This window comes from Streptomyces sp. NPDC044061 (genome assembly GCF_056434305.1).
Genome location: NZ_JBWKFL010000003.1, coordinates 146,724 through 171,151 on the forward strand (window position 1 = coordinate 146,724; position 24,428 = coordinate 171,151).

Annotated in this window: 23 protein-coding genes and 1 pseudogene; 10 read left to right on the forward strand and 14 right to left on the reverse strand. The window is 72.0% G+C overall.

Translation table 11 applies throughout. From position 1 onward, the window contains the following. The first annotated feature begins 5 nt into the window (after positions 1-5). Positions 6-500, forward strand: a complete 495-nt coding sequence (locus AC07CM_RS05460) for an LURP-one-related/scramblase family protein (RefSeq protein WP_478875028.1) — start codon at positions 6-8, stop codon at positions 498-500. A 46-nt stretch (positions 501-546) separates the two neighbouring features. On the opposite strand, the gene AC07CM_RS05465 is transcribed toward AC07CM_RS05460, so the two are convergent. Then, positions 547-1,341 (reverse strand): carbon-nitrogen family hydrolase, encoded by a 795-nt coding sequence (locus AC07CM_RS05465; RefSeq protein ID WP_478875029.1) that lies wholly within the window; start codon positions 1,339-1,341, stop codon positions 547-549. A gap of 169 nt (positions 1,342-1,510) precedes the next feature. Between AC07CM_RS05465 and AC07CM_RS05470 the strand changes: the two genes are divergently transcribed. Together AC07CM_RS05470 and AC07CM_RS05475 are read left to right on the forward strand one after the other, a co-directional pair. Further along, on the forward strand, positions 1,511-2,335 hold the full coding sequence (locus AC07CM_RS05470; protein ID WP_478875030.1) for a maleylpyruvate isomerase family mycothiol-dependent enzyme: 825 nt from the start codon (positions 1,511-1,513) through the stop codon (positions 2,333-2,335). A 61-nt stretch (positions 2,336-2,396) separates the two neighbouring features. Continuing rightward, positions 2,397-3,176 (forward strand): SAM-dependent methyltransferase, encoded by a 780-nt coding sequence (locus AC07CM_RS05475; RefSeq protein WP_478875031.1) that lies wholly within the window; start codon positions 2,397-2,399, stop codon positions 3,174-3,176. Between the two features lie 96 nt (positions 3,177-3,272). Here the strand turns inward: AC07CM_RS05475 and AC07CM_RS05480 are convergent, their stop codons facing one another. Together AC07CM_RS05480 and AC07CM_RS05485 are read right to left on the reverse strand one after the other, a co-directional pair. Then, on the reverse strand, positions 3,273-4,568 hold the full coding sequence (locus tag AC07CM_RS05480) for an MFS transporter (protein WP_478875032.1): 1,296 nt from the start codon (positions 4,566-4,568) through the stop codon (positions 3,273-3,275). After that, positions 4,565-5,215: a GntR family transcriptional regulator gene (locus AC07CM_RS05485; protein WP_478875033.1), complete on the reverse strand. Its 651-nt coding sequence runs from the start codon at positions 5,213-5,215 to the stop codon at positions 4,565-4,567. The genes AC07CM_RS05480 and AC07CM_RS05485 overlap by 4 nt, the downstream gene beginning before the upstream one ends. Positions 5,216-5,404: 189 nt before the next feature. Between AC07CM_RS05485 and AC07CM_RS05490 the strand changes: the two genes are divergently transcribed. The 3 genes from AC07CM_RS05490 to AC07CM_RS05500 all read left to right on the forward strand — a co-directional run bounded on the left by AC07CM_RS05490 (position 5,405) and on the right by AC07CM_RS05500 (position 7,369). After that, a complete protein-coding gene (locus AC07CM_RS05490) occupies positions 5,405-6,310 on the forward strand; it encodes a D-alanyl-D-alanine carboxypeptidase family protein (protein WP_478875034.1) in 906 nt (301 codons plus the stop codon). A 67-nt stretch (positions 6,311-6,377) separates the two neighbouring features. Next, positions 6,378-6,920 (forward strand): RNA polymerase sigma factor, encoded by a 543-nt coding sequence (locus tag AC07CM_RS05495; protein ID WP_478875035.1) that lies wholly within the window; start codon positions 6,378-6,380, stop codon positions 6,918-6,920. Continuing rightward, positions 6,917-7,369, forward strand: a complete 453-nt coding sequence (locus AC07CM_RS05500; protein WP_478875036.1) for a hypothetical protein — start codon at positions 6,917-6,919, stop codon at positions 7,367-7,369. Before AC07CM_RS05495 ends, AC07CM_RS05500 begins: the two co-directional genes overlap by 4 nt. On the opposite strand, the gene AC07CM_RS05505 is transcribed toward AC07CM_RS05500, so the two are convergent. Then, a complete protein-coding gene (locus AC07CM_RS05505; protein ID WP_478875037.1) occupies positions 7,366-8,262 on the reverse strand; it encodes an alpha/beta fold hydrolase in 897 nt (298 codons plus the stop codon). The two genes, AC07CM_RS05500 and AC07CM_RS05505, sit on opposite strands and share 4 nt — an antisense overlap. Before the next feature lie 117 nt (positions 8,263-8,379). Then, complete coding sequence (locus AC07CM_RS05510; protein WP_478875038.1) at positions 8,380-9,042, reverse strand: hypothetical protein; 663 nt, start codon at positions 9,040-9,042, stop codon at positions 8,380-8,382. A 56-nt stretch (positions 9,043-9,098) separates the two neighbouring features. On the opposite strand from AC07CM_RS05510, the pseudogene AC07CM_RS05515 reads away from it, so the two are divergent. Next, positions 9,099-9,524: pseudogene (locus AC07CM_RS05515) on the forward strand (DNA-binding protein); the annotation flags it as partial. An 88-nt stretch (positions 9,525-9,612) separates the two neighbouring features. On the opposite strand, the gene AC07CM_RS05520 reads toward AC07CM_RS05515, so the two are convergent. From AC07CM_RS05520 to pdhA, 3 genes are read right to left on the reverse strand one after another with little or no spacing between them, the layout of a single operon-like run. Next, positions 9,613-11,016: a dihydrolipoamide acetyltransferase family protein gene (locus AC07CM_RS05520; protein WP_478875039.1), complete on the reverse strand. Its 1,404-nt coding sequence runs from the start codon at positions 11,014-11,016 to the stop codon at positions 9,613-9,615. 11 nt (positions 11,017-11,027) lie between these two features. Continuing rightward, positions 11,028-12,014 carry an alpha-ketoacid dehydrogenase subunit beta gene (locus tag AC07CM_RS05525; protein WP_478875040.1) on the reverse strand — a complete coding sequence of 329 codons (987 nt, stop codon included), beginning with the start codon at positions 12,012-12,014 and terminating at the stop codon, positions 11,028-11,030. A gap of 2 nt (positions 12,015-12,016) precedes the next feature. After that, the gene (gene pdhA / locus AC07CM_RS05530; protein WP_478875041.1) at positions 12,017-13,228 is read right to left on the reverse strand and encodes a pyruvate dehydrogenase (acetyl-transferring) E1 component subunit alpha; all 1,212 of its coding nucleotides are present in this window, start codon (positions 13,226-13,228) and stop codon (positions 12,017-12,019) included. Between the two features lie 588 nt (positions 13,229-13,816). Here pdhA and AC07CM_RS05535 point away from each other — a divergent pair. Further along, on the forward strand, positions 13,817-14,833 hold the full coding sequence (locus AC07CM_RS05535; RefSeq protein ID WP_478875323.1) for a phosphotransferase: 1,017 nt from the start codon (positions 13,817-13,819) through the stop codon (positions 14,831-14,833). A 188-nt stretch (positions 14,834-15,021) separates the two neighbouring features. Here AC07CM_RS05535 and AC07CM_RS05540 read toward each other — a convergent pair whose 3' ends face one another. After that, on the reverse strand, positions 15,022-16,623 hold the full coding sequence (locus tag AC07CM_RS05540) for a protein kinase domain-containing protein (protein WP_478875042.1): 1,602 nt from the start codon (positions 16,621-16,623) through the stop codon (positions 15,022-15,024). Between the two features lie 343 nt (positions 16,624-16,966). Between AC07CM_RS05540 and AC07CM_RS05545 the strand changes: the two genes are divergently transcribed. Then, positions 16,967-18,604, forward strand: a complete 1,638-nt coding sequence (locus AC07CM_RS05545) for a protein kinase domain-containing protein (protein ID WP_478875043.1) — start codon at positions 16,967-16,969, stop codon at positions 18,602-18,604. Between the two features lie 93 nt (positions 18,605-18,697). Here the strand turns inward: AC07CM_RS05545 and AC07CM_RS05550 are convergent, their stop codons facing one another. After that, positions 18,698-19,240, reverse strand: a complete 543-nt coding sequence (locus tag AC07CM_RS05550) for a bacterial proteasome activator family protein (protein ID WP_478875044.1) — start codon at positions 19,238-19,240, stop codon at positions 18,698-18,700. 164 nt (positions 19,241-19,404) lie between these two features. Between AC07CM_RS05550 and AC07CM_RS05555 the strand changes: the two genes are divergently transcribed. Then, positions 19,405-19,974, forward strand: a complete 570-nt coding sequence (locus tag AC07CM_RS05555) for a hypothetical protein (protein ID WP_478875045.1) — start codon at positions 19,405-19,407, stop codon at positions 19,972-19,974. Positions 19,975-19,982: 8 nt separating this feature from the next. Here the strand turns inward: AC07CM_RS05555 and AC07CM_RS05560 are convergent, their stop codons facing one another. Genes AC07CM_RS05560 through AC07CM_RS05575 form a run of 4 tightly spaced genes read right to left on the reverse strand, consistent with a single transcriptional unit; the run spans position 19,983 to position 24,392 of the window. Continuing rightward, positions 19,983-20,963, reverse strand: coding sequence for an NAD(P)H-quinone oxidoreductase (locus AC07CM_RS05560; protein ID WP_478875046.1), 981 nt, complete (start codon positions 20,961-20,963; stop codon positions 19,983-19,985). A 47-nt stretch (positions 20,964-21,010) separates the two neighbouring features. Next, entirely contained in the window at positions 21,011-22,111 is a 1,101-nt protein-coding gene (locus tag AC07CM_RS05565; protein WP_478875047.1) for a potassium channel family protein, read from the reverse strand. Continuing rightward, a complete protein-coding gene (locus tag AC07CM_RS05570) occupies positions 22,108-23,460 on the reverse strand; it encodes a molybdopterin molybdotransferase MoeA (protein WP_478875048.1) in 1,353 nt (450 codons plus the stop codon). The genes AC07CM_RS05565 and AC07CM_RS05570 overlap by 4 nt, the downstream gene beginning before the upstream one ends. Further along, on the reverse strand, positions 23,457-24,392 hold the full coding sequence (locus AC07CM_RS05575; protein WP_478875049.1) for an NTP transferase domain-containing protein: 936 nt from the start codon (positions 24,390-24,392) through the stop codon (positions 23,457-23,459). The genes AC07CM_RS05570 and AC07CM_RS05575 overlap by 4 nt, the downstream gene beginning before the upstream one ends. Positions 24,393-24,428: the final 36 nt, after the last annotated feature.

The following is a 24,428-nucleotide window of genomic DNA, read 5'->3' on the forward strand; positions in this document are numbered from 1 at the left end:
ACCGTATGAGATTCCTCGTACGCGACCGGCTCCTCGGTATCGGTGACGACTACTGGATCGAGGACGAGCACGGCCGGAAGGTGTTCCTCGTCGACGGCAAGGCCATGCGGCTGCGGGACACCTTCGAGCTGAAGGACGCCCAGGGGCGGGTCCTGATCGACATCCACCAGAAGATGTTCGCGCTGCGCGACACCATGGTGATCGAACGGGACGGCGAGGGCCTGGCCACCATCAAGCGCAAGCGGCTCTCCCTGCTGCGCAACCATTACCGGGTGTCCCTGGTCGACGGCACCGACCTGGACGTCAGCGGCAAGATCCTCGACCACGAGTTCGCCATCGAGTACGACGGCGAACTCCTCGCGGTCATCTCCCGCCGCCGGCTGCACGTCCGGGACACGTACGGCGTCGACATCGTGCGCGACGACGCGGACCCGGCGCTGCTGATCGCGGTGGCGGTGTGCGTGATCCATCTGGCGCAGAAGGAGCGGGAGGACGACTAGGAACGGTCGGTCCGGTCCCGGGGCCTGTCACCGGCACACCCGAGCGTCAGCGGCGCGGCGGCTCCAGGCCGAGGACACGGTCCTTCAGGGCCGGGAACTGCTCACGGGTGGCCGCCACCTTCGCCGGGTCGAAGTCGACCGTGAGGACCTCCTCGCCGGCGCCCGCCTCGGCGAGCACCTCGCCCCACGGATCCACCACGATCGAGTGACCCGCCTGCGGAACTCCGGCATGCGTCCCGGCCGTTCCACACGCGAGCACGAACGCCTGGTTCTCCACCGCCCGCGCCTGAGCCAGCAGTGTCCAGTGCGAGCGTCGCCGCTCGGGCCAGCCCGCCGGGATCACCAGCGTCTCGGCGCCGGCGTCGACGAGGGAGCGGAAGAGTTCGGGGAAACGGAGGTCGTAGCAGGTGGCCACGCCGAGGGTGGTCCCGGGCAGCCGGACGGTCACCAGGTCGTGCCCGGCACCCATCAGCACGGCCTCGCCCTTGTCGAAACCGAAGCGATGGATCTTCCGGTAGGCCGCGGCCAGATCACCGGAGGGGGAGAAGACCAGGGAGGTGTTGTAGAGCGGGCCGTCCGGGTCGCGCTCCGGGACGGAGCCCGCGTGCAGCCACACGCCCGCGTCGCTCGCCGCCTTGGCCATCAGCTCGTACGTCGGGCCTTCCAGCGGCTCGGCCTCCGGGCCGAACTCCTCGTAGGCGAAGGCGCCGGTGGTCCACAGCTCGGGCAGGACCACGAGGTCGGCCCCGGCCTGTTCCCGGACGAGCGCGGCCACCCGCTGCCGCCTGGAGGCGACCGATTCGCCCTCGTCCACGGCGATCTGGATCAGCGAGGCGCGCACACTACCACCGTCCTGGCATTCGAGTTGTCCACACGGGCCTACGATCGTCACACGAAAGCACTGCCGGGGTGCCTCACAGCAGCGTAACTTAGCGTCTCAAGACACCCACCTCCCGCTGGCAACGCTGCCACAACCTGCCCGTGTACCGACCGCCGAGGGGTCCCGTTCCGTGAGTCTGCATCCCACCCTCCAGCCCTACGCCGACGCCTGGACCCACTCCATCGAAGCGATATCCGAGCTGGTGGGCTCGCTCCCGGAGGGTGAGTGGAACCGGCGCACCCCGTGCCCGGGCTGGTCAGTCCGTGACGTGGTGTCGCATGTGATCGGCCTGGACTGCGAGATGCTCGGCGACCCTCGGCCCATCCACACCCTGCCCCGCGACCTCTTCCACGTCACCAACGAGCACCAGCGGTACAACGAGATGCAGGTCGACGTCCGCCGCCATCACACGGCGCCGGAGATGACGTCCGAGCTGGAGTACACGGTCATCCGCCGCAACCGCCAGCTGCGCAACGAGTCCCGCGACCCCGGCACCAACGTGCGCGGCCCGATGAGCACCGACATCACCCTCGAACGGGCCATGCGGGCCCGGGCCTTCGACGTCTGGGTGCACGAGCAGGACCTGCGCACGGCCCTCGGCCGCCCCGGCAACCTCGACTCGCCGGGCGCGCACATCGCCCGTGACGTCCTGCTGGCCGCGCTGCCCGAGGTCGTCGCCCGGGAAGCGAACGCGCCGCGCAGCTCGGCGATCGTGTTCGACGTGCACGGTCCCGTCGAGTTCCTGCGCACCATCCGCGTCGACATCCAGGGCCGCGGCACGCTGGAGTCCGCCCCCGCCCTCGGCCCGGCCGCCACGCTCAACCTCGACTGGGAGACCTACGTCCGCCTGGCCTGCGGCCGTGTCAGCCCGGAGGCGGTCGCGGACCGCGTCAAGACGGAGGGCGACCCGGATCTGACGGCGGCGATCCTCCGCAACTTCACGGTGACGTCGTAAGGTCCCTCTCGCGGTCGGACAATCGGTGTCGCCGGTCACCTGCCGTCACTGGCGTGCGGGCATGACCGACACCTCGGCGACGCCCCGCACCGACGACCTTCCGCCCCGGCTCACCCGGCTCGTCTTCCACGGCCCCCTCTCCGAGGCCCGTGCGGCGGGGATGGTCCGGCGCCTCGCCGGCACCCGGCCCGGCAGCGTCCTGGACATCGGGTGCGGCTGGGGCGAGTTGATGCTGCGCGTGCTGGAGGCCGTACCGCGGGCCCGCGTAGTCGGCGTCGACGTGAGCGGTGCGGACCTCGCCCGGGGCCGGGGGAACGCCGAGGCGCGCGGCCTGGCGGACCGGGTGGAGTTCGTCGAGGAGTCCGCCCTGGGCACGCGGCGCGGCCCGGCCGACCTGGTGCTCTGCCTGGGCGCGAGCCAGGCGCTGAGCACCGCCGAGCCCCCCGTCGCCGAGGCGCTGCGCGAGCTGCGCCGGCTGGTGGCCGACGGCGGGCGGGTGCTGCTCGGCGAGGGCTTCTGGCAGCGTCCGCCCACCGACGCCGAGCTGGCCGGCATGTGGCCGGACGCGTCCGCCGGCGACCACCACGACCTGGGCACCCTGCTCGATCTCGCGGTGGAGGCCGGTTTCCGGCCCGAGTGGACGGAGACGGCGAGCCTGGACGAGTGGGAGGAGTTCGAGTCGGCGTACCAGGCGGACGCTGAGGTGTGGCTCGCGGCCCATCCCGCTCATCCGTCGGCCGCGGCGATCCGCGAGCGCCTGGACCGGCACCGGGCGCAGTGGCTCTCCTACCGCGGCGTGCTCGGCCTCGCCTACCTCACCCTCGTGCCGGTCGCCGCCTGAGACAGGTTCTCGGCGGCCCCGGTGGTCTCGGTGGTCTCGCGTTCTTGGCGTTCGCGTTCCGGACACGGGTGGTGCGCGCTCGGGACGGAGAGCGGCTCACGCGGGCACGTGCACCGTCTCCACCCGGCTCGCCACCAGCCGTTCCCGCTCCCGGCGGGCCGCCCGGCCGCGCAGCCGCAGGATCTGGCTCACGCCCAGCGCCTGGAGGACGAACACGGCCGAGAACGCCACCGTGTAGTCGTCATCCGTCGCGTCCAGCAGGACACCGATCGCGAACAGGGTCGTCATCGAGGCGATGAAGCCACCCATGTTGGTGATGCCGGACGCGGTGCCCTGTCGCTCGGGCGGGTTGGCGGGGCGGGCGAAGTCGAAGCCCAGCATCGAGGCCGGGCCGCAAGCGCCGAGGACGGCGCAGAGGGTCAGCAGCAGCCACATCGGTGCGTGGTCGCCGGGCCAGGCGAGGGTGAGCGCCCACAGGGCAGCCGTCGCCGCAACGGTGCCCAGGGCCAGCGGGAGCCGGGCCGCGTGGTGCCGGGCGACGATCTGGCCGTAGACCAGGCCGATCACCATGTTGGACAGGACGACCAGGGTCAGCAGTTCACCGGCCGTGGCACGGCTGAGGCCCTGCGCCTGGACCAGGAACGGCAGGCCCCACAGCAGCAGGAACACCATCGCCGGGAACTGGGTGGTGAAGTGCACCCACAGACCGAGCCGGGTGCCGGGCTCCCGCCAGGACGCCGCGATCTGCCGGCGTACGTAGGCCACGCCCTGGTGCGGGGACGGCTCCGGCTCGTGCCCCTCGGGGTGGTCCTTCAGGAACAGCAGCGTCAGCACGAGCACGACCACGCCGGCCAGCGCGCTGCCCGCGAACGCCGGGGTCCAGCCGACGCCGTGCAGCAGCCGGGCGAGGACCAGGGTGGAGACGAGGTTGCCCGCCATGCCGACCAGTCCGGCGAGCTGCGCGACCAGCGGCCCGCGCCGGACCGGGAACCAGCGGGTGCCGAGGCGCAGCACGCTGATGAAGGTCATCGCGTCACCGCACCCGAGCAGCGCGCGCGAGGCGAGCGCCGTGCCGTAGGAGGGGGAGAAGGCGAAGCCGAGCTGGCCCGCCGTGAACAGGACGGCGCCGATGCCGAGCACCCTCTTGGTGCCGAGCCGGTCCACCAGCAGCCCGACGGGTATCTGCATGCCCGCGTAGACCAGCAGCTGCAGGATCGAGAAGGTCGACAGGGCGGAGGCGCCCACGTGGAAGCGGTCGGCCGCGTCCAGGCCGGCCACGCCCAGGGACGTACGGAAGATGACGGCGACGAAGTAGACCGCGACGCCGATGGACCACACCGCGACGGCGCGGCGGCCGCCCGGGGGGTCCCCCGGCAGAGTGGCGCTGTTCATCGCACCTCACCCCGCGCGAGGTGTGAGAACCAGCTCACGTGCCGGTGCACGATCCCGACCGCCGCCTCCGCGTCCCCGGAGCGCAGCGCGGCCAGGATCTCCTCGTGCTCGGCCAGCGTCTTGGCGATCCGGTCGGGGTGGGAGTGCATGACCGCGACGCCCATCCGCAGCTGGCGGTCGCGCAGCTGGTCGTAGAGGCGGGAGAGGATCTCGTTGCCGCCGCTGCGCACGATCTCGGCGTGGAAGCAGCGGTCGGTCCTCGCGGCGGCGGCCAGATCACCGGCCGCGGCCTGCGCCTTCTGCTGCTCCAGCAGTTCCGCCAGCCGCTCCAGCAGCCCGGGCGGGGCCGGTACGGCCTTGCGGGCCGCGTGCTGCTCCACCAGCAGCCGGGTCTCCACGACGTCGGCGATCTCCTGCGCGGAGACGGGCAGGACCAGGGCTCCCTTCTTCGGGTACAGCCTGATCAGGCCCTCCACCTCCAGTCTGAGCAGCGCCTCCCGGACGGGCGTGCGCGAGACCCCCACGGCCTCGGCCAGCTCTCCCTCGGTGAGCAGCGTCCCGCCCTCGTAGCGGCGGTCGAGGACGCCCTGCTTGACGTGGCTGTAGACACGGTCTGCGGCGGGTGGTTGCTTCACGGGCGTGGCCATGCCCACAGGATAGATACAACACGTACGCATGAGGGTGCCCCGTCCACCATGCGGGCGTGACGCAGATCTCACCCAGCGCCCGCACAACCTTCTGTGCTACTTACGTGTCCCACACGTGCGGCCCCACTCGCTTGCCACCTCAACTCGGCCGCATATCAGGGGCATTCAAGACAATCGGGGTATTTCACTTTGATTACCGGCATCAAGGGCACCCGCCGCATCCGCCGAGCAACCGCCGTCGCCGTCACCGCCGGCGCGATGCTCGCCACCGGGGCCCTCACCGCGGCGCCCGCGCAGGCCGTCACGACGCCCTCGATCGTGGCCAAGGGCGGCTACGTGATGAACAACTCGAGCGGCTCGACGCTGTACACGAAGGCAGCCGACACCCAGCGCTCCACCGGCTCCACCACCAAGATCATGACCGCCAAGGTCGTGCTCGCCCAGTCGAACCTCAACCTCGACTCCAAGGTGACGATCCAGAAGGAGTACAGCGACTACGTCGTCCGGAACAACGCCTCCCAGGCGCACCTGATCGTCGGCGACAAGGTCACCGTCCGCCAGCTGCTGTACGGGCTGATGCTGCCCTCCGGCTGCGACGCCGCCTACGCGCTCGCCGACAAGTACGGCACCGGCACCACCCGGGCCAAGCGCGTGGCGAACTTCATCGGCAAGATGAACACCGCCGCCAAGAACCTGGGTCTGACGCACACCCACTTCGACTCGTTCGACGGCATCGGCAACGGCTCCAACTACTCGACGCCGCGCGACCTGACGAAGATCGCCAGCAGCGCGATGAAGAGCTCCACGTTCCGCACGATCGTCAAGACGAAGTCGTACACCGCGAAGACGATCACCAAGACGGGCAGCACCCGCACGATGAGCCCGTGGACCAACACCAACGGGCTCCTCAGCAGCTACAGCGGCACCATCGGCGTGAAGACCGGCTCCGGCCCCGAGGCCAAGTACTGCCTGGTCTTCGCCGCGACCCGGAACGGCAAGACGGTCATCGGCACCGTCCTCGCCTCCACCTCCATCGCCCAGCGCGAGGCGGACGCCAAGAAGCTCCTCACCTACGGCTTCGCCAAGCTCGGCTGACACCCTCACAGACGAACGGGCCCGCCGCGAACACGCGGCGGGCCCGTTCGCGTAGGGTGCCCCCGTCATGGACGCACAGGGGGACGCCGCCGAGCCGTGGGAGACGGCCGCCGCGCTGGTCCGGGCCGCGCAGGGCGGAGACGCCCTGGCCATGGACGAGCTGCTGACGCTGGTGACGCCGTACGTGACCCGGCTGTGCCGCCCGATCGCCCCGGGCGACGTGCCCGACGCCGTCCAGGAGTCGCTGGTCGCGGTCTTCAAGGGCCTGCGCGGCTTGCGCGACCCGCTCGCCTTCTACGGCTGGGTGCGCACGGTCACCGTCCGCGAGGCGGTCCGGGTCGCCCGGCGCACCGCCGTCGAGGAACCGGCCGACCCCGCCGACCTGGCCCGGCTCGGCGGACTGCGCGCCGGGTCCGACGGGGAGCTGCCCGCCGACGTCCGGGACGTGCTCGTCCGTCTCCCGGTCCGGCACCGGGCCGTACTGGTCCTGCGCGAGCTGGAGGGCCTGGACGAGGCCGCCGTGGCCGGCCTGCTCGGCGTCCCCACGGGCACCGTCAAGTCCCGGCTGCACCGGGCCCGTTCCTCCTTCCGGAAGGCGTGGTCGAGATGACCGACGACCCCGTGCGGCGCCTGCGCGTGCTGGCCGCCGGTCTGCACGCCGGCATGTACACCGAGGAACACCTGGCGCTGCCGTACGAGCGGGTCTGGGCCGTGGTCTCCGACCTCTCCGTCGAGCTGCCCCATCTGGTCCCGTTCCTGCTTGAGTTCCGCGTCCCGGCGGGCGACGCGGACCGCAAGCAGGCGCGGGCGGTGGGTCGCTCGGGCCTGCGCGAGGACTTCGAGGTACGGCTCTCTCCCGGCTGGTGCCTGATGCAGTCACGCCTGATCGTGGGCGGCATGGCAGCCGCGCCGGAGGGCGGCGGAACGCGCTTCGCGGTCCTCGGCGCGACACGCCCCACCGCCCTGCGCCCGGTCCAGTGGCTCTACGGCCACCTGCTCGGCGAGCGGCGCGGACGGGCGTTCGTGCGCCGGGTCGCCGAGCGGGCGGAGCCGCGTTAGCGCGCCTGGACGAAGAGTTTCCGCACGGCCTCCGCCACCTCCCCGGGCCGCTCCTGGGGCAGGTAGTGCCCGGCGCCGGGCACCAGCCGCACCGTCAGATCGTCGGCGTACGGCTCCGACCCGGCGAGCAGCGACGGCGCGACCACGACGTCCCGCTCCCCGCCGAGCAGCAGCGTGGGCACGGCGAGCCGGTGCCGGCGCCAGGTCCCGCGGGCCAGCGCGGGGATGTCGTGCAGGACGTACTGCCAGAACAGGGACTGTGCGGCGGGCGCGCTCACGGCGGTCGCGGCCGCGTACTCGGCGAGCTCGGCGTCCGTCCACACCGACGGGTCGGCCACCTGGTGACGCAGCAGGAAGCGGGTGAAACCGGGCCAGTGCCGCAGGACGGCCCGCCCGAGCGCCGGGTACTCGACGAACGCGGTGTACCACATCCGCCACACGTTGGGCAGCACCGCCCGGTGCCGGGGCCAGGGGTGGGACATGTTGAGGGCCAGGTACCCGGTGAACCTCTCCGGCGCCCGCAGGCACAGCCGGAACCCCAGGTGGGCACCCCAGTCGTGGCCGACCAGGCCGACCCGCTCCAGCCCGAGCGCGTCGAGCAGCGCGAGGGCGTCCTGGGCGAGTGCGTCCATGTCGTAGCCGTGCCGGGTGAGTTCGGACCAGCCGAAGCCCCGCAGGTCGGGGCAGATCAGCCGGTACCCGTCCGGCAGCAGGGCGGCGACCTTGTGCCAGGCGTACCAGTGCTGCGGGAACCCGTGCAGCATCAGCAGCGGTACGCCGGTGCCGTACTCGGCAAGGTGCAGCCGGGTGCCCCGGACCTCCAACCGGCGGTGCTCCGCACGTATGTCCTCCGGCATCAGCCGGTCTGACACGACGACGGTGTGCGGTGCCATCCATGCCCCCTCTCGGGCCGGTGCGGTCCCCCGACGGGTCCGCGTCGCCGGGGCAGGAGGAGGGGCGGGTGCGAAAGGTTCCCTCCGTTCTTCTTCTCGTCTCCGAGGCGGGCTTTCTCACGAGAGCTGGTCGTAGGTCTTGAAGGTGTAGGAGGCGTCGTAGGACATCAGGTTGTGGTCGGCCGCCGGTAGGCCGAGCCGTCGGTTCAGGGGCGCCGCGAGCGGCCCGCAGTGCTCGGCCGCCGGAGCGGTGAAGGTGTCGTCGTACGCCGAGAACTCGATCACCGGCGGATCCTGGGAGACCCACTTGGAGGGGCCCGAGCGCTTCAGCTGGAAGTCGGCGGGTGCGCTCGCGCCGATGATGCAGCCGTGGGGCAGCAGCGGGCCTGTGAGCCGGAAGCGGAGGCTGAACCGGCCGGTGTAGAAGTCGGACCGGCCACCGTACTCCGGCTGTATCGCGATCCCCAGGGCCGGCGCGTGATCGCCTGCGGGGGTGCCGGTCAGCCCGCCCGGCACCGCGGTCGGCGCACTGTGCATCGCTCCCCACACCTGCCCGTTGCTGCCGTCCGGCAGCGGACCCTCGGCGTGCGTCATGGTGATCGGGGCGAGGTCCACGGTGACCTCGCCGATGGTCAACCGCGGGGCAGCGGTGTGCACTTCGCATCTCCAGCGGGCCGGGTCGACGCCGTCGGGCAGAGGGGGGCAGTCGCTGAAGTCGGTCGCGGACGGGTGGTTCAGATGAACGAACCCGGCAAGCGGCCCGCCGCGGGCGAACGGCATGAGGCGATCGACGTCAGCGACTTCGTGTACGCGGCGACGGGGGCCCGGCTACGACACGCGAGTCGAGCGGGTTGCAGAAGGAGATGCCGGCCATCCAGAGGGAGACGCTGGCCACGCAGAAGGCCACCCTCGCCGTGCAACAAGCCATGGTCCGGGCGATGGAACGCATCGCCGACCGACTCGACGCCCTGGTCCTCGAACGCGCCGCACCCGTGGTCCACCCCACCACGGAGTCCGTACTGGCCGACTGGCGGCAGCGGTTGTCCGTGACGGAGGACGTGTGGACGGTGGCCGTGGTGATCGCCCCCGTGCTCGTCGAGAAGGCTGAGCTGCGCGAGCCGCTCGAATCGATCGCGGCCCGTACGGGCCTCACGGAGCACCGCGTCAACGAGTGCCTGCGCCTGCTGCGCCGCCACACCTGCATCCGCTCACGGGGCGGAGCGGAGGACGGGGCCCCGGTGTACGTGCTCAACCAGGGGTGAAAAAGGGGGAGGGGCGGTCGCAACCCAAACTTGCGGCCGTCCCCTCCGAGCCTTCGAGGCTACCCTTCGAGGCTACCCTTCGAGGCCGTCAGGCCCAGCTGATCAACCGCTTCGGCTGCTCCAGGATCGCCGCCACGTCGGCAAGGACCTTGGAGCCCAACTCGCCGTCCACCAGGCGGTGGTCGAAGCTCAGGGCCAGGGTGGTGACCTGGCGCGGCTTGACCTTGCCCTTGTGGACCCACGGCTGGAGCTTGATCGCGCCGACCGCGAGGATCGCGGACTCGCCAGGGTTCAGGATCGGCGTACCGGTGTCGACGCCGAAGACGCCGACGTTGGTGATGGTCACCGTGCCGCCCTGCATCGCCGCCGGGGAGGTCTTGCCCTCCCGGGCCGTCGTCACCAGCTCGCCCAGTGCCTCGGCCAGTTGCGGAAGCGTCCTGGCGTGGGCGTCCTTGATGTTCGGGACGATCAGGCCGCGCGGGGTGGCCGCGGCGATGCCCAGGTTGACGTAGTGCTTGAGCACGATCTCCTGGTTCGCCTCGTCCCAGGACGCGTTGACGTCCGGGTTGCGCTTGATGGCGACCAGCAGCGCCTTGGCGATCAGCAGGAGCGGGTTGACCCGAAGGCCCTGGAACTCCTTGTCCTGCTTGAGTTCCTCGACCAGCTTCATCGTGCGCGTCACGTCCACCGTCACGAACTCCGTGACGTGCGGGGCCGTGAAGGCCGAACCGATCATGGCCTGCGCCGTCGCCTTGCGGACACCCTTGACCGGGACACGCGTCTCACGGGCGCCGTCGTAGGTCACGACAGCCGCGGGAGCCGGGGCCGTCGCGGGGGCCTCCACGGCCGGCTGCACCGCAGCGGGAGCCTCGGCGGCCCGGGGAGCCGCCGCCGCGTGGACGTCCTCGCGGGTGATGACACCGTCCGGTCCGGAAGGAGTGATCGTCGCGAGGTCGACGCCGAGGTCCTTCGCCAGCTTCCGCACCGGCGGCTTGGCCAGCGGCCGGGCCTGGGCGGGGACGGCGGGGGCGCCGTGGCCGTTCAGCTCGGTCTGGACGGCCTGGGCGGCCGCCGGGACCTTGACCTCGGGGCCCTTGCGCGGGCGGCGCTTGGTGGAGGAGGCCGCCACGCCGTAGCCGACCAGGACCGGCTGGCGGCCGGCCGGCTTGGGCTCCTCCTCGGGCTCCTCGGGGGCCGCCGCCGGCTGCTCGGGGGCCGCCGCCGGCGCACCGCCCGCCACCTCGACCGCGATGATGGCCGTGCCCACGTCCACCGTGGTGCCCTCGGGGAAGCGCAGCTCGCGGACCACACCGTCGTAGGGGATGGGGAGCTCGACGGCCGCCTTGGCGGTCTCGACCTCGCACACCACCTGGCCGTCGGTGACCGTGTCACCCGGCTGCACGTACCACTTGAGGATCTCGGCCTCGGTGAGTCCCTCGCCCACGTCGGGCATCTTGAACTCGCGTACGGAAGCTTCCGTCATCGTCGTCACGAACCCTCTCCTCAGTACGCCAGGGCACGGTCGACGACGTCGAGCACCCGGTCGAGACCCGGCAGGTACTCCTCCTCCAGGCGCGCCGGCGGGTACGGGGCGTGGTAGCCGCCGACCCGGAGCACCGGGGCCTCCAGGTGGTAGAAGCAGCGCTCCGTGATCCGGGCGGCGATCTCCGCGCCGGAGCCGAAGAACACCGGCGCCTCGTGCACGACGACCAGGCGGCGGGTCTTCTCCACCGAAGCCTGGACGGAGTCGAAGTCGAGGGGGCTGACCGAGCGCAGGTCCAGCACCTCCAGGGACTTGCCCTCCTCGGCGGCCGCGTCGGCGACCTCCTGGCACAGCTTCACCATCGGGCCGTAGGCGGCCAGGGTCAGGTCGGTGCCCTCCCGGACGACCCGCGCCTTGTGCAGCGGGCCGGGGATCGCGTCGGTGCTGACCTCGCCCTTGTCCCAGTAGCGCCGCTTGGGCTCGAAGTAGATCACCGGGTCGTCGCTCTGGATGGCCTGCTGCATCATCCAGTACGCGTCGGAGGAGTTGGAGGGGCTGACGACCTTCAGGCCGGCCACGTGCGCGAACAACGCCTCGGGGGACTCGGAGTGGTGCTCGACCGCGCCGATGCCACCGCCGTAGGGGATACGGATGACGACGGGCATCTTGACCTTGCCCAGCGCGCGGGCGTGCATCTTCGCGAGCTGGGTGACGATCTGGTCGTAGGCCGGGAAGACGAAGCCGTCGAACTGGATCTCCACCACCGGCCGGTAGCCCCTGAGGGCCAGGCCGATCGCGGCGCCGACGATGCCCGACTCGGCGAGCGGGGTGTCGATGACGCGGCTCTCGCCGAAGTCCTTCTGCAGGCCGTCGGTGACCCGGAAGACACCGCCGAGCTTGCCGACGTCCTCGCCCATGACGAGGACCTTGGGGTCCGTCTCCAGGGCGCGGCGCAGCGACTCGTTGATCGCCTTGGCCAGCGCCATGGTCTTGGTCTCGGCTGCCATGATCAGACCCCCTCTGCCTCTGCGTCCGCGAACGACGCCTGGTAGGCGGCGAACTGGGCTCGCTCCTCGTCGACGAGCGCGTGCCCGTCCGCGTACACGTTCTCGAAGATGGCGAAGCGGTCCGGGTCCGGCATGGCACGGACCGCTTCACGCACTCGCCTGCCCAACGCCTCGGACTCGGTCTCGAGTTCCGCGAAGAATCCCTCGTCCGCGTGGTTTGACGCCTCGAGGTACCGGCGCAGGCGCAGGATCGGGTCCTTCGCCTCCCAGGCCAGGCGCTCCTCGTCGCCCCGGTACCGGGTCGGGTCGTCGGAGGTGGTGTGGGCGCCCATGCGGTAGGTGTACGCCTCGACCAGGGTGGGGCCCTCGCCGTTGCGGGCGCGCTCCAGCGCCCACTTGGTGACCGCGAGGCAGGCCAGCACGTCGTTGCCGTCCACGCGCACGCCCGGGAAACCGAAGCCCTGGGCGCGCTGGTACAGCGGCACGCGGCTCTGCTTCTCGGTGGGCTCGGAGATCGCCCACTGGTTGTTCTGGCAGAAGAAGACCACCGGCGCGTTGTAGACCGCGGAGAAGGTGAACGCCTCGGCCACGTCGCCCTGGCTGGAGGCGCCGTCGCCGAAGTAGGCGATGACCGCCGAGTCCGCGCCGTCCTTGGCCACGCCCATCGCGTAGCCGGTGGCGTGCAGCGTCTGGGAGCCGATGACGATCGTGTAGAGGTGGAAGTTGTTGCTGTTCGGGTCCCAGCCGCCGTTGTTCACGCCGCGGAACATCCCGAGCAGGTTGGTGGGGTCGACCCCGCGGCACCAGGCGACGCCGTGCTCGCGGTAGGTCGGGAAGACGTAGTCGTCCTCGCGGGTGGCCCTGCCGGAGCCGATCTGGGCGGCCTCTTGGCCGAGCAGCGACGCCCACAGGCCCAGCTCGCCCTGGCGCTGCAGAGCGGTGGCCTCGGCGTCGAAGCGGCGGGTGAGCACCATGTCGCGGTACAGGCCGCGCAGCTCGTCGGGGGTGATCCCGGCGACGTACGCGTCGTACTCGGCGTTCTTGACCCGCTTGCCCTCGGGCGTCAGGAGCTGCACGAGTTCCGGGTCGGTGCTCTTCTTGGTGGCGCGAGTGGTGCGCTTGGTGCCGGTGGTTCCGGTACTGGTGCCGGTGGTGCCGGCCTTGCCTGCGGCGCTGCGACGCGGCTTGCGCGCGGCACTGCTGTCCACGGTCACGTGTGCTCCTCCGTCGTTCCGGCCCCCGGGGTTGCCGGTAGGCCAGTGCGGCTCACCTGTTCTCGACCACCGGGCACGGGGTGGGTGCCACTCGGCCGGGAACAGGCGTGACAGGTGCCCCGGCGAGCGCCCTGCGACTTTTACGTTACCCAGTGCTCCACATTTCTGTGAAACCCCTCCTGACCTGCGTTTTTGCTTGGATTTCCAAGTAAATCCGCAAGGGCCGGAAGGTCGCTGGTCACAGCCTTGCAGGAGGCCGGAGCTACGGCACGTTATCCCGGCGACCCCGGACACGGGAAGAGCCCTTGTGTGACACTGCCCTCACACGCGAAGGCGGAAAAAGCGGGGTATGGCCGCCCGGGCGGGCACGAGGTGTTCTCGCGGATTCCGGCCACCGGACACCCGGCCGGAGGTCCCGCGGAAGCTCCGCCCGGCTCGCGCCGGGTGCGCCGGTCGCGCTTCTGTTCGTCGCGGTGCACTGCGTGACCAAAAGCGACCGTCGATGACTGCCTGTGACAACGCCCAGCTCACGGCCGCTTTGCGTGCCCTAACATCTGGCGCGTGCCGCGCTCATGTGTACCACCCCTTCTGCCCCACGCGCCCCCTCTGGGCGCCCTGCTGCGCCTGTACGCCGCCGGCAGCGCCCTCGCCTGCGAGCCCGTCGACCAGGGCCTGCTCAACCGGGGCTACCGGCTCCGCACCACCCGCGGCCGCTACTTCTTGAAGCACCACTTCGACCCCGACACCGCCGACCCGGCCGCCATCGAACGCAGACACCGGGCCACCCAGCGCCTGGCCGACCTCGGTGTCCCGGTCGCCCCGCCGCTCGCGCACCGCGAGGGCCGCACGGTCGCCGTCGTCGGCGGCCACGCCTACGCCCTGCACCCCTGGATCGACGGCCGGCACCGCCACGGCGGCCAGCTCACCCGAGGGGAGAGCGCCCGCCTCGGGGCGCTCCTGGGCGCCGTGCACGCCTGTCTGGAGCGCGTGATGCCGCCCAAGGGGCGCACGCGCCCCGCCACGAGCCCGCACCCCGTGGAGAGCGCCGATCCGGCCGCCACCTTCGCCCTCATCGACGACCTGCTCGCCCACGTCCGCCGGCACCGCCCCGCCGATGCCTTCGACGCACTGGCCCGCCACCGGCTCCTGGAGCGCCGCGCGCTCCTGGAGCAGCATGCGCACCGGCGCCCGCCGCGCGGCGGTCCGGTGGGCTGGGTGCACGGCGACTTCCACCCGTTCAACCTGCTCTACAAGGGCGACGCCCCGGCCGCCATCGTCGACTGGGACCGGCTGGGTGTGCAGCCGCGCGCCGAGGAGGCCGTACGCGCGGCCGTGATCTTCTTCGTACGGCCCGCGGGTGCGCTGGACCTGTGCAAGGTGCGGGCCTACGCGCGCGCGTACCGGCGCGCGGCGCGCGCCACGCCCTCGGAGCTGGCGGCGGCCGTGCACCGGGTGTGGTGGGAGCGCCTGAACGACTTCTGGATGCTGCGCTGGCACTACGAGCGCGGCGACACCCGGGCGGACTGCCAGTTCCCGGCCGCCTCGGCGCTCTCGGTGTGGTGGACACGGGAGTACGACGCGGTGTGCGACGCGTTCGCGGAATGACCGCCGCACGACCGCGGTGCGAGGTGGCGCACGGCGGGCGGCCACCTCACGGCGTCGCCCATGCTGCTGCACAACGGCAGGCGCGCGTGGAGCCGTCGCTCGCACGCGCGCGTGGGGCCGGAGCCCGTCGGGCAGGCGCTAGCCGTGGTGTCTCAGGGCGCCGCCGGGGCGGACGGCGTCGACGGCCTTCAAGTCCCGTCGCCGGCGGTGGTGCCGTCCGTGGCGCCCCCGTCCGCGCCACCGTCGGTCACGCCGCCGTCCACGCCGCCGTCCGCCGGGTCCGTCGACTGCGACGGGGTGGTCTGCGGATCCGTAGGCTGCTGCGAGGTCCCGGGGTCCGTCGGCTCGTCGGTCGGGTCGGAGGTGGTCGTGTCGGACGGGGTCGACGACGGGGTGTACGACGGCGGCCAGTCCGAGCCGGTGCCGGTGTCCGTACCGGTGTTCGTGGACGTGTCCGAGGGCCGGCTGGTGGAGTCGTCGGACGGCGTCTCGGAGGCCGTCTCGTCCTTCGTGGACTTCGAGTGCGTCGTCGTCGGCTTGGTGTCGCCGCCGCTGCCCCCGCCGGCGTTGTTCTTGTGGTTGAGGGCCAGCGCGACGCCCGCCGAGATCGCGATCACCGCGAGGACGGCCAGGATCCACAGCTTGCCGCGGCCGCTGCCCTTGTTGCCGTGCCCCTCGAAGCCGCCTTCGTCGCCGCCCCCGTACCCGTTGGGCAGTATCGGCTGCGGGATCTGCGCGGTGCCCGCGGCGAAGTCGCCGGGGTGCTGCATCGCGGTCGTCCCCGCGAAGCCGCCCGCCGGGGTGTGCCGGCCGTCGTGCATCGCCACCGGACCGGTGTTCCAGGTGCCGGTGTGGCCGCCCTGGTCGTACAGCATCTGCAGGCCGTACTGGACCAGGCCGCGCATCTCCTCGGCCGTCTGAAACCGGTCGTCGGGCTCCTTGGCGAGCGAGCGCATGACCAGGCCGTCCAGCTCCGGCGGGCAGGCGTCGGAGGTCTCGGACGGCGGGGTCGGGATGTCCTGGACGTGCTGGTAGACCACCGACAGCGGGGTCTCGCCGGTGAACGGGGGCCTGAGCGCGAGCAGTTCGTACAGCAGGCAGCCGGTCGCGTACAGGTCGGAGCGGTGGTCGACGGCCTTGCCGAGCGCCTGCTCCGGGGAGAGGTACTGCGGGGTGCCCATGACCATGCCGGTCTGCGTCATCGTCGTCGACGCCCCGTGCAGGGCGCGGGCGATGCCGAAGTCCATGACCTTGACGGCGCCGTTGTCCGTGATGATCACGTTGGCGGGCTTGATGTCGCGGTGCACGATGCCGTGCTGGTGCGAGTAGGCGAGCGCCTCCAGCACCCCGGAGACGATGATCAGGGCCTGCTCGGGGCCCGGCGCCTCGGCGTTCAGAAGCAGGTCGCGGATGGTGCGGCCCTCGACCAGCTCCATCACGATGTACGGCACGGACTGGCCGCCCACGAAGTCCTCGCCGGAGTCGTACACGGCGACGATCGCGTGGTGGTTGAGGCCGGCCACCGACTGGGCCTCGCGCGTGAAGCGGGCCTTGGAGGTCGGGTCCTCGGCGAGGTCCGCGCGGAGCAGCTTGACCGCGACCGTGCGGCCCAGACGGACGTCCTCGGCGGCGAACACCTCGGCCATGCCGCCGCGGCCGAGCCGGTGGGTCAGCCGGTACCGGCCGTCGCCGACGAGCCCTCCGTTGCCCCACATCTCCGGCGTCTCTGACATGCCGCCGCCAGACGCCTCGGGGTCGGACGGGCCCTGGGCGCTGTGCGTCTGTGCCATCGGTCCTCGCCGTCGTTTCTGCCCGCGGTGCGCGCGGTGTTGTTACGGTCTCCGTCGGCCACGCTACAGCCTTCGCGGGGGCCGCCGGTCCGGATCCGGTACCGGGACCGGCCCCAGACGGACCGGCCATGAAACCTCTAGCACGCGCTCTCGTGCAAATTCTGTGTACCGCTCGTACGTCCGCTGTAACGCTTGCGCGACGCTTCTTTCGCGTACGGTCACGGAACGGGCACCGCGCTTGACGTGTCCGTGCCCTGGGGCAGACTTGGCCGGGAATGACACATTCGATCAAGGCTTGTTCGCTCAAAGACGGCGCCGGACGGCCAGTGGGGGACGCGGAGAGATGAGCCAGGACGGCGCACAGGGCCGGTACGCGGGGCGGGCGCTGGCCGGCGGTCGCTACCAGCTGCGCGACTTGCTCGGTGAGGGCGGCATGGCCTCGGTGCACCTGGCGTACGACGCCGTGCTGGACCGCCAGGTCGCGATCAAGACCCTGCACACGGAACTGGGCCGGGAGCAGGCCTTCCGCGAGCGCTTTCGCCGCGAGGCCCAGGCCGTGGCCAAGCTCACGCACACCAACATCGTCTCCGTCTTCGACACGGGCGAGGACGAGCTGAACGACATGACGACGCCGTACATCGTCATGGAGTACGTCGAGGGCCGCCCGCTGGGCTCGGTCCTCGACGAGGACGTCCGGCAGTTCGGCGCGATGCCCGCCGACAAGGCGCTGAAGATCACCGCGGACGTGCTGGCGGCGCTGGAGATCAGCCACGAGAAGGGGCTGGTCCACCGCGACATCAAGCCGGGCAACGTGATGATGACCAAGCGCGGCGTGGTCAAGGTCATGGACTTCGGCATCGCCCGCGCCATGCAGTCCGGCGTCACCTCGATGACCCAGACCGGCATGGTCGTCGGCACCCCGCAGTACCTCTCGCCAGAGCAGGCCCTCGGCCGCGGAGTGGACGCCCGCTCCGACCTGTACTCGGTCGGCATCATGCTGTTCCAGCTCGTCACCGGGCGGCTGCCGTTCGAGGCGGACTCCCCGCTGGCGATCGCGTACGCCCATGTGCAGGAGGAGCCGGTGGCTCCTTCGTCGGTCAACCGCTCCCTGCCGCCCGCGGTGGACGCACTGGTCGCCCGCGCGCTGAAGAAGAACCCGAACGAGCGCTTCCCGACCGCCGAGTCCATGCGCGACGAGTGCCTGCGCGTCGCCGCCTCCTTCCAGGCGGTGGCACCGAGCATCGTGCCGGGCGCCGCGCCGGCGCAGAGCGGCGCGGGCGTCGGCTCCGCCGTGTTCCCGCCGGTCGACCAGGCGACCCCGGCACCCACCGGGCCGGTCCAGACGCCGTACCAGCCGACTCCGGCCCCGCACCCGTACGGCACCCCGGCGCCCACCCCGGCCCCGGCGTACGGCTATCCGCAGCAGGGCGGCTACCAGACCCCGCCGGCCGGGTACGGGCAGCAGGCGCCCGCGACCCCGCCGCCGTACAACATCACGCCCCAGACCGCGGTCCAGAACCCGGGCGGGGGCGGCGGCAAGGGCAACAAGCCGGTGATCATCGGGTCCGTCGTCGTGTCCCTGGTCGCGGTCGCCGGCCTGATCGTCGCGCTGACGCTGAACAAGGGCGGCGACGACACCGGGGGCGGTGGCGGCGCCAGCCCCTCGGCGTCGACCCACGCGGCGGGCTACCGGGGCCCGGACAAGTCGAAGACGGTCGACAAGACCGAGTGCACGGAGCCGCAGGAGTCGTACAGCGATCCGAAGAAGGTCCGGATGCCCGACTTCCGATACAAGAACATCGACTCCGTGAAGGAGTGCTTCCAGGCCGCCGGCTGGCAGTACAAGATCAAGAAGGAAGACGACAACACCTGGGGCGACGGGACCGTCCTGAACCAGTTCCCCTCGCCTGGAACCGACGTGGACCCCAAGGGTGACCAGCCGGTCGAGCTGAGCGTGTCGACGGGCAACCCCCAGCAGTGACGGGCGGTCCCGCCGCACCGAGGTGCCGGGACCGGCATCACCGCATGAGCGAAGGGCCCGGCGACCGTCCGCCGGGCCCTTCGCTCATGCGGCTTACAGGTACGGTCCGCCCGAGCGTCCCCCGGCCCGGTTCTCGTCGCCGCCCTCATGGCCTCCCACGCCCGGCGGGAGCGCGCGGCGCATCTGCTCCAGCTGGGCCCGCGCGGCCATCTGCTGGGCGAACAGCGTCGTCTGGATGCCGTGGAACAGACCCTCCAGCCAACCCACCAACTGGGCCTGCGCGATACGCAGTTCCGCGTCGCTCGGGGTCGCCTCGTCCGCGAACGGCAGGGAGAGCCGCTCCAGCTCCTCGACCAGCTCCGGCGCCAGGCCGTCCTCCAGCTCCTTGACCGAGCTGGCGTGGATCTCCTTCAGCCGCACCCGGCTGGCCTCGTCCAGAGGAGCCGCCCGCACCTCCTCCAGAAGCTGCTTGATCATGCTGCCGATCCGCATGACCTTGGCCGGCTGTTCGACCTGCTCCGTCACCGGGATCTCGCGGGAGTCCTCGTCTCCTCCGCCGCCGAGGGCCAACCCGTCCTGGCCCACGACAAGGATCTGAGGATTCTCCGGCGACCGTTCGTTCCTCGGCATCTCCATGCCGCCATTCTCTCGCACGCCTACACCTCATCACCGTGCTGCCCCCTCAGGGGGCTGATCCACCGTTTAGACCCGACGGCCCAATCCAAAATGCCCTGTACGCCATGAAATGTGAGGCTGGCTCTCGTCGATGTTCGACGACTGGGCTCCGGGAGGTCACCGACGTGACTCCATGGCTGCGACTCACGCTCCGGCTCGTACGACTGCTGCTCGTCCTCGCGACGGCCGCACCGGTCTACGGCACGGCCTCCGCCTTCGGCGCGGAGGCCACCCCGCCGGACTCCCCCATGCCCTCGTCCCGGCCCACCGCGTCCGCCGCCCCGGCAGCGCGGTCCTCGGCCTTCTCCGCCACCGCCGAGCCGTCGCGGGCCGGGAGCGGCGCCGGTGAGGGCCGGATGCGTCCGGGACGCCCGGACGGGCCGTTCGCCGAGGAGGAGGGCGACGACGGCACGGTCACCCGGGCCCCCGGCACCGCGAACCCGCATGACGGCTACCCGGAGGAGCCGGAGACGGCGGACTCCCCGGCCGGAACACCGGCGGCCTCGGACTCGCCCGCGGAGGCCGGGCTGGACCCCGCCCGGCCCCCGCAGCGACCCGCCGCGCAGGACGCCGTCCACCAGGGTGGGTCCCCTGCCGAACAGACCCTGCAGATCCTGCCCCTGGGCACCGGCCTGGTCCTCATCGGCCTGGGCCTGGCCCTGGCCTTCCTCGGCCTTCGGGTGCGGCGAAACTGACCGGCCCGCTACGGCGCGACCAGCAGCACCTTGCCGATGTGCCCGCTCGCCTCCACCACCCGGTGTGCCTCCGACGCCTGCGGCATCGGCACCTCTCGGTCGACGACTGGACGGACGTGCCCCGACACGAGCAGCGGCCACACGTGCTCGCGTACGGCGGCCACGATGGCCGCCTTCTCGCTCAGCGGCCGGGCCCGCAGCGAGGTCGCGGTGATCGCGGCCCGCTTGTTCAGCAGCGTGCCGATGTTCAGCTCGCCCTTGATCCCGCCCTGCATGCCGATGATCGCGAGCCGGCCGTTGACGGCGAGCGCCCGGACGTTGCGGTCCAGGTACTTGGCCCCCATGTTGTCGAGGATGACGTCGGCGCCCGCCCCGTCCGTGGCCTGCCCGATCTCGGCGACGAAGTCCTGCTCCCGGTAGTTGACGAGCGTGTCCGCGCCCAGCTCGGCACAGAAGTCCAGCTTCTCCTTCGTACCGGCGGTCACCGCGACCTTGGCGCCGATGGACTTGGCCAGCTGGATCGCCATCGTCCCGATGCCGCTGGAGCCGCCGTGCACCAGCAGGGTCTCGCCCGGGCTCAGGTGGGCGACCATGAAGACGTTGGACCACACGGTGCAGACCACCTCGGGCAGCGCGGCGGCCCGCTTCAGGTCGACACCGTCGGGCACGGGCAGCAACTGCCCGGCCGGAACGGCGACCTTCTCGGCGTAGCCGCCGCCCGCGAGAAGCGCGCACACCTCGTCCCCGACGGCCCAGCCGGAGACACCGGGGCCGAGCGCGGCGATCCTGCCGGAGCACTCCAGGCCGGGGTACGCGGACGCGCCGGGCGGGGGGTTGTAGAAGCCCTGCCGCTGCAGGATGTCGGCACGGTTGACGGCGCTGGCCACCACCTCGACCAGCACCTCGCCTTCGCCGGGCACCGGGTCGGGGACCTCGTCCCACACCAGCGCCTCGGGCCCACCAGGTTCGGGAATCGTGATCGCATGCATGGACGCGACGCTACTCCCCGCGGGCGCCGCCTCCGGGGCAGGCCCGCTCAGTCACCGGGCAGCGGGCGGGTGTGCGGGGCGACCACGGCTGCGCCGGGGGTCACCCGGACGATGGTGATCAGGCGGTCGGTCAGCTGGAGGCTGCCGATGGAGGGGTCGTCGTAGCCGAGCACCCGGTGTCCGCGTACGACGCTCACCACCAGGTCGTCCGTCTCGCGCGGGGACCTGCCCGCCTCGGCCCGGACCACCGGGCGTTCGATGAGGTCCAGGCCGCTGCCCTGCTGGATCAGGTCCTCCATGACCATGCCGGCCGCCGGGCTGAGCACGGACAGGCCGAGCAGCCGGCCGGCCGCGCCTGAGCTGGTGATGACGGCATCGGCGCCGGACTGCTTGAGCAGCGGGGCGTTCTCCTCCTCGCGCACGGCGGCGACGATCTTCGCGCCCCGGTTGAGCTGGCGGGCGGTCAGGGTGACGAGGACCGCGGTGTCGTCGCGCTGCGGGGCCACGATGATCTGCCGCGCCCTGTGCACCTCGGCGCGCCTGAGGACGTCGCTGCGGGTGGCATCGCCCGTGACACCCGCGTAGCCGTCGGCGGTGGCCGCGTCGATCACCTTGGAGCTGGGGTCGACCACGACCACCTGCTCCTTCTTCAGTCCCGTGGCGCAGACGGTCTGGACGGCCGACCGCCCCTTGGTGCCGAAGCCGATGACGACGGTGTGGTCACGCAAGGTGGACCTCCAGCGGTTCAGGCGCCATTCCTCCCGGGTGCGTTCGGTGAGGACTTCCAGCGTGGTGCCGACCAGGATGATCAGGAAGAGCACGCGCAGGGGCGTGACGACGAAGATGTTGGTGAGCCGGGCGCTGTCGCTGACCGGGGTGATGTCTCCGTACCCGGTGGTGGAGAGGGTGACGGTCGCGTAGTAGAACGCGTCGAGGAAGTCGACCGAGCCATCGGAGTTGTCGTTGTAACCGTCCCGGTCGGCGTAGACGATCAGCGCGGTGGCGACCAGCACCGCGAGGGCCATGAGCAGCCGTTTGACGACCTGGCGGATCGGGCGCTCCACCACTTTCCTCGGGAGTTTCACCCGATGGGTCACCAGATGCTCGTCCGCTTGGCGGGCGATGGCGTCATGGCCCGGAAGTTTCACGTGAAACACACCCCGATTCCGGCCGCCGCCCACGGCAGGTCCAGCAGCTCCGTCTCCTCCCCCTGCCGGGCGCCACCCGGCGGTACGACGGCCAGCGCGTCGGCGGCGGCGATGCCGCGCAGCATGGCCGGGCCGTTGTAGTGCAGCGGTACGGCGTGGTCGCCGCGCAGCACCACGGGGATGAGCCGCGTGTCGTACGGATGTCCCTGGACCGTCTCCCTGAGCGGCAGCGTGTACGGCTCGGGGGCGGGGCGGGCGGCGAGGGTGCGCAGCAGGGGCTCGGCGAGCGTGAGCAGGCCGGAGACGGCCGCGAGGGGGTTGCCGGGCAGGCCGACGAGGTGCTGGTTCTCCTTGGTGCGGGCCAGCAGCATGGGGTGGCCGGGGCGCACCTTGACGCCGTCGACGAGGAGTTCGGCGCCGATGCGGTCCAGGGTCGGGTGGACATGGTCGACGGGTCCGGCCGCGGTACCGCCGGTGGTCACGACGAGGTCGGCCGTGGAGGAGGTCAGCGCCCTGCGCAGCGCCCTGGCGTCGTCACCCAGTCGGCGTACGGCGGTCACCTCGGCACCCAGCGCGCTCAGCCAGGGCGGCAGCATCGGGCCGAGCGCGTCCCGGATCAGCCCGTCGTGCGGAAGCCCTTCGGTGAGCAACTCGTCCCCGAGGACAAGAACCTCGACGCGGGGACGGGGCACGACGGTGACCGTGTCGTATCCGGCCGCCGCGGCCAGGCCCAGGACGGCCGGGGTGACGAGGGTGCCGACGGGCAGCAGCTGGTCGCCGTTGCGGCACTCCTGGCCGCGCGGGCGGATGTCCTGACCGTGGCCTGCCTCGCGGGTGGCGTGCAGCCGCCCCTGGGTGTCGATGCGGCCGTGTTCGCTGCGCAGGACGGCGGTGGTGTCGGTGGGGATGCGGGCGCCGGTGGCGATACGGACGGCCTCGCCGTCGGTCAGCGGCCCGGGCTGCGCGTGTCCGGCGAGCACGCCCTCGTCCCGTACCTCCCAGGGGCCGGGTCCGGCGACCGCCCAGCCGTCCATCGCGGAGGTGTCGAAGGAGGGCAGGTCGGTGAGCGCGTCCAGGGGGTCGGCCAGGACCAGCCCCAGGGCGTCGCCGAGGGGGACGGAGGCGGGGGTGCGGCGACTGCCCGAGCGGGCGGCGCGGGCGGCGATCTCGCGGGCCCTGGGCCAGGGGGTGGCCTTGTGCCGTTCGTGGCGCCGCTCGCCGTGCGCGGGGGCGGGCACGGGTCCGTCGCCGGCGTCCTTCGGTTCCCTCACTAGGGCCAGGGCCTCCTCAACGTCGAGGTCGTCGCCGTCCTCCGCGGGCGCCTGGGCCCGGATGCCGGGGGCGGTCATCCGGCGTCCGGGCCGGTGGGGCCCGCACCCTTCTCTGGGTTCTCTGGGTTCTCTGGGTTCCCTGCGTTCTTCGGGTTGTCTTCCTCCCAGCTCAGCGCCAGCGCGGCGGCCTTGCGGGCGGCTTCGGCGACGGCCTCCGGGCCGCCCTTGCCCTGGGCGGCGGCATAGCCGACGAGGAAGGTGGTCAGTGGCGCGGCGGGCCGGGCCACGCCGTGCGCGGCGTCGCGGGCCAGGTCGAGCAGGACGCCGGTGTCGACGTCCAGGTCGATGCCCAGCTCGTCCTTGACTGCGGAGATCCATTCATCCAACACGTGCCCATGCTCCCTGATGCGTGCCCTGGCGTTGGCGATGTCGTCCCAGGTGTCGCAGTCGAAGGACGCGAGCGGGTCCGGGACGCGGGTGAGACGGAGGGCGCCGGTCAGCCGGCGCAGGGGCAGCCCGGTCAGGCCGTCGTGCTCGGTGGCGAGGGCGGCCAGTTCGCGGCGCAGCGCGGTGGTGCGGTAGGCGGCGACGAGCGGCTGGTCGCGGCCGTCGGCGTCGGTGAGCAGCGCGCCGTCGGCGCCCGTGCCGCGCAGTGCGGTCAACAGCCGCTCGAGCGTGGTCGTTTCGAGGAACGGCAGGTCGGCGGAGAGGACGACGGTGTGGTCGGCGGTGGTGTGCCGCAGGCCGGCCTCCAGCGCGGCGACGGGACCGGCACCGGACGGCTCCTCGCGGGTCCAGCGCACCGGGTGGACGGTGGGCCGGGGTTCGGCGACGACGACGGTCGTGGCCGCACCGGCGCAGGCCGCGAGCACCCGGTCGAGCAGCGCGCGCCCTCCGACGCGCAGACCGGGCTTGTCGACCCCGCCGAGCCGCCGCGCGGCCCCGCCGGCCAGCACGACGGCGTCGTACGGCACGGTGGTCCCGGAGGCGGCGGGAGCGTTCTCGGTCACCCCCCGAGTATGCGTGCCGCACTGATCACAGGGAAC

Excerpts from the sequence above, each read along its gene's own strand:
- AC07CM_RS05460 (WP_478875028.1), top strand. The coding sequence starts at position 6 with ATGAGATTCCTCGTACGCGACCGGCTCCTCGGTATCGGTGACGACTAC.
- AC07CM_RS05475 (WP_478875031.1), top strand. The coding sequence starts at position 2,397 with ATGACCGACACCTCGGCGACGCCCCGCACCGACGACCTTCCGCCCCGG.
- AC07CM_RS05480 (WP_478875032.1), bottom strand. The coding sequence starts at position 4,568 with ATGAACAGCGCCACTCTGCCGGGGGACCCCCCGGGCGGCCGCCGCGCC.
- AC07CM_RS05485 (WP_478875033.1), bottom strand. The coding sequence starts at position 5,215 with ATGGCCACGCCCGTGAAGCAACCACCCGCCGCAGACCGTGTCTACAGC.
- AC07CM_RS05495 (WP_478875035.1), top strand. The coding sequence starts at position 6,378 with ATGGACGCACAGGGGGACGCCGCCGAGCCGTGGGAGACGGCCGCCGCG.
- AC07CM_RS05500 (WP_478875036.1), top strand. The coding sequence starts at position 6,917 with ATGACCGACGACCCCGTGCGGCGCCTGCGCGTGCTGGCCGCCGGTCTG.
- AC07CM_RS05505 (WP_478875037.1), bottom strand. The coding sequence starts at position 8,262 with ATGGCACCGCACACCGTCGTCGTGTCAGACCGGCTGATGCCGGAGGAC.
- AC07CM_RS05510 (WP_478875038.1), bottom strand. The coding sequence starts at position 9,042 with ATGCCGTTCGCCCGCGGCGGGCCGCTTGCCGGGTTCGTTCATCTGAAC.
- AC07CM_RS05525 (WP_478875040.1), bottom strand. The coding sequence starts at position 12,014 with ATGGCAGCCGAGACCAAGACCATGGCGCTGGCCAAGGCGATCAACGAG.
- AC07CM_RS05540 (WP_478875042.1), bottom strand. The coding sequence starts at position 16,623 with ATGGCACAGACGCACAGCGCCCAGGGCCCGTCCGACCCCGAGGCGTCT.
- AC07CM_RS05545 (WP_478875043.1), top strand. The coding sequence starts at position 16,967 with ATGAGCCAGGACGGCGCACAGGGCCGGTACGCGGGGCGGGCGCTGGCC.
- AC07CM_RS05550 (WP_478875044.1), bottom strand. The coding sequence starts at position 19,240 with ATGGAGATGCCGAGGAACGAACGGTCGCCGGAGAATCCTCAGATCCTT.
- AC07CM_RS05560 (WP_478875046.1), bottom strand. The coding sequence starts at position 20,963 with ATGCATGCGATCACGATTCCCGAACCTGGTGGGCCCGAGGCGCTGGTG.
- AC07CM_RS05570 (WP_478875048.1), bottom strand. The coding sequence starts at position 23,460 with ATGACCGCCCCCGGCATCCGGGCCCAGGCGCCCGCGGAGGACGGCGAC.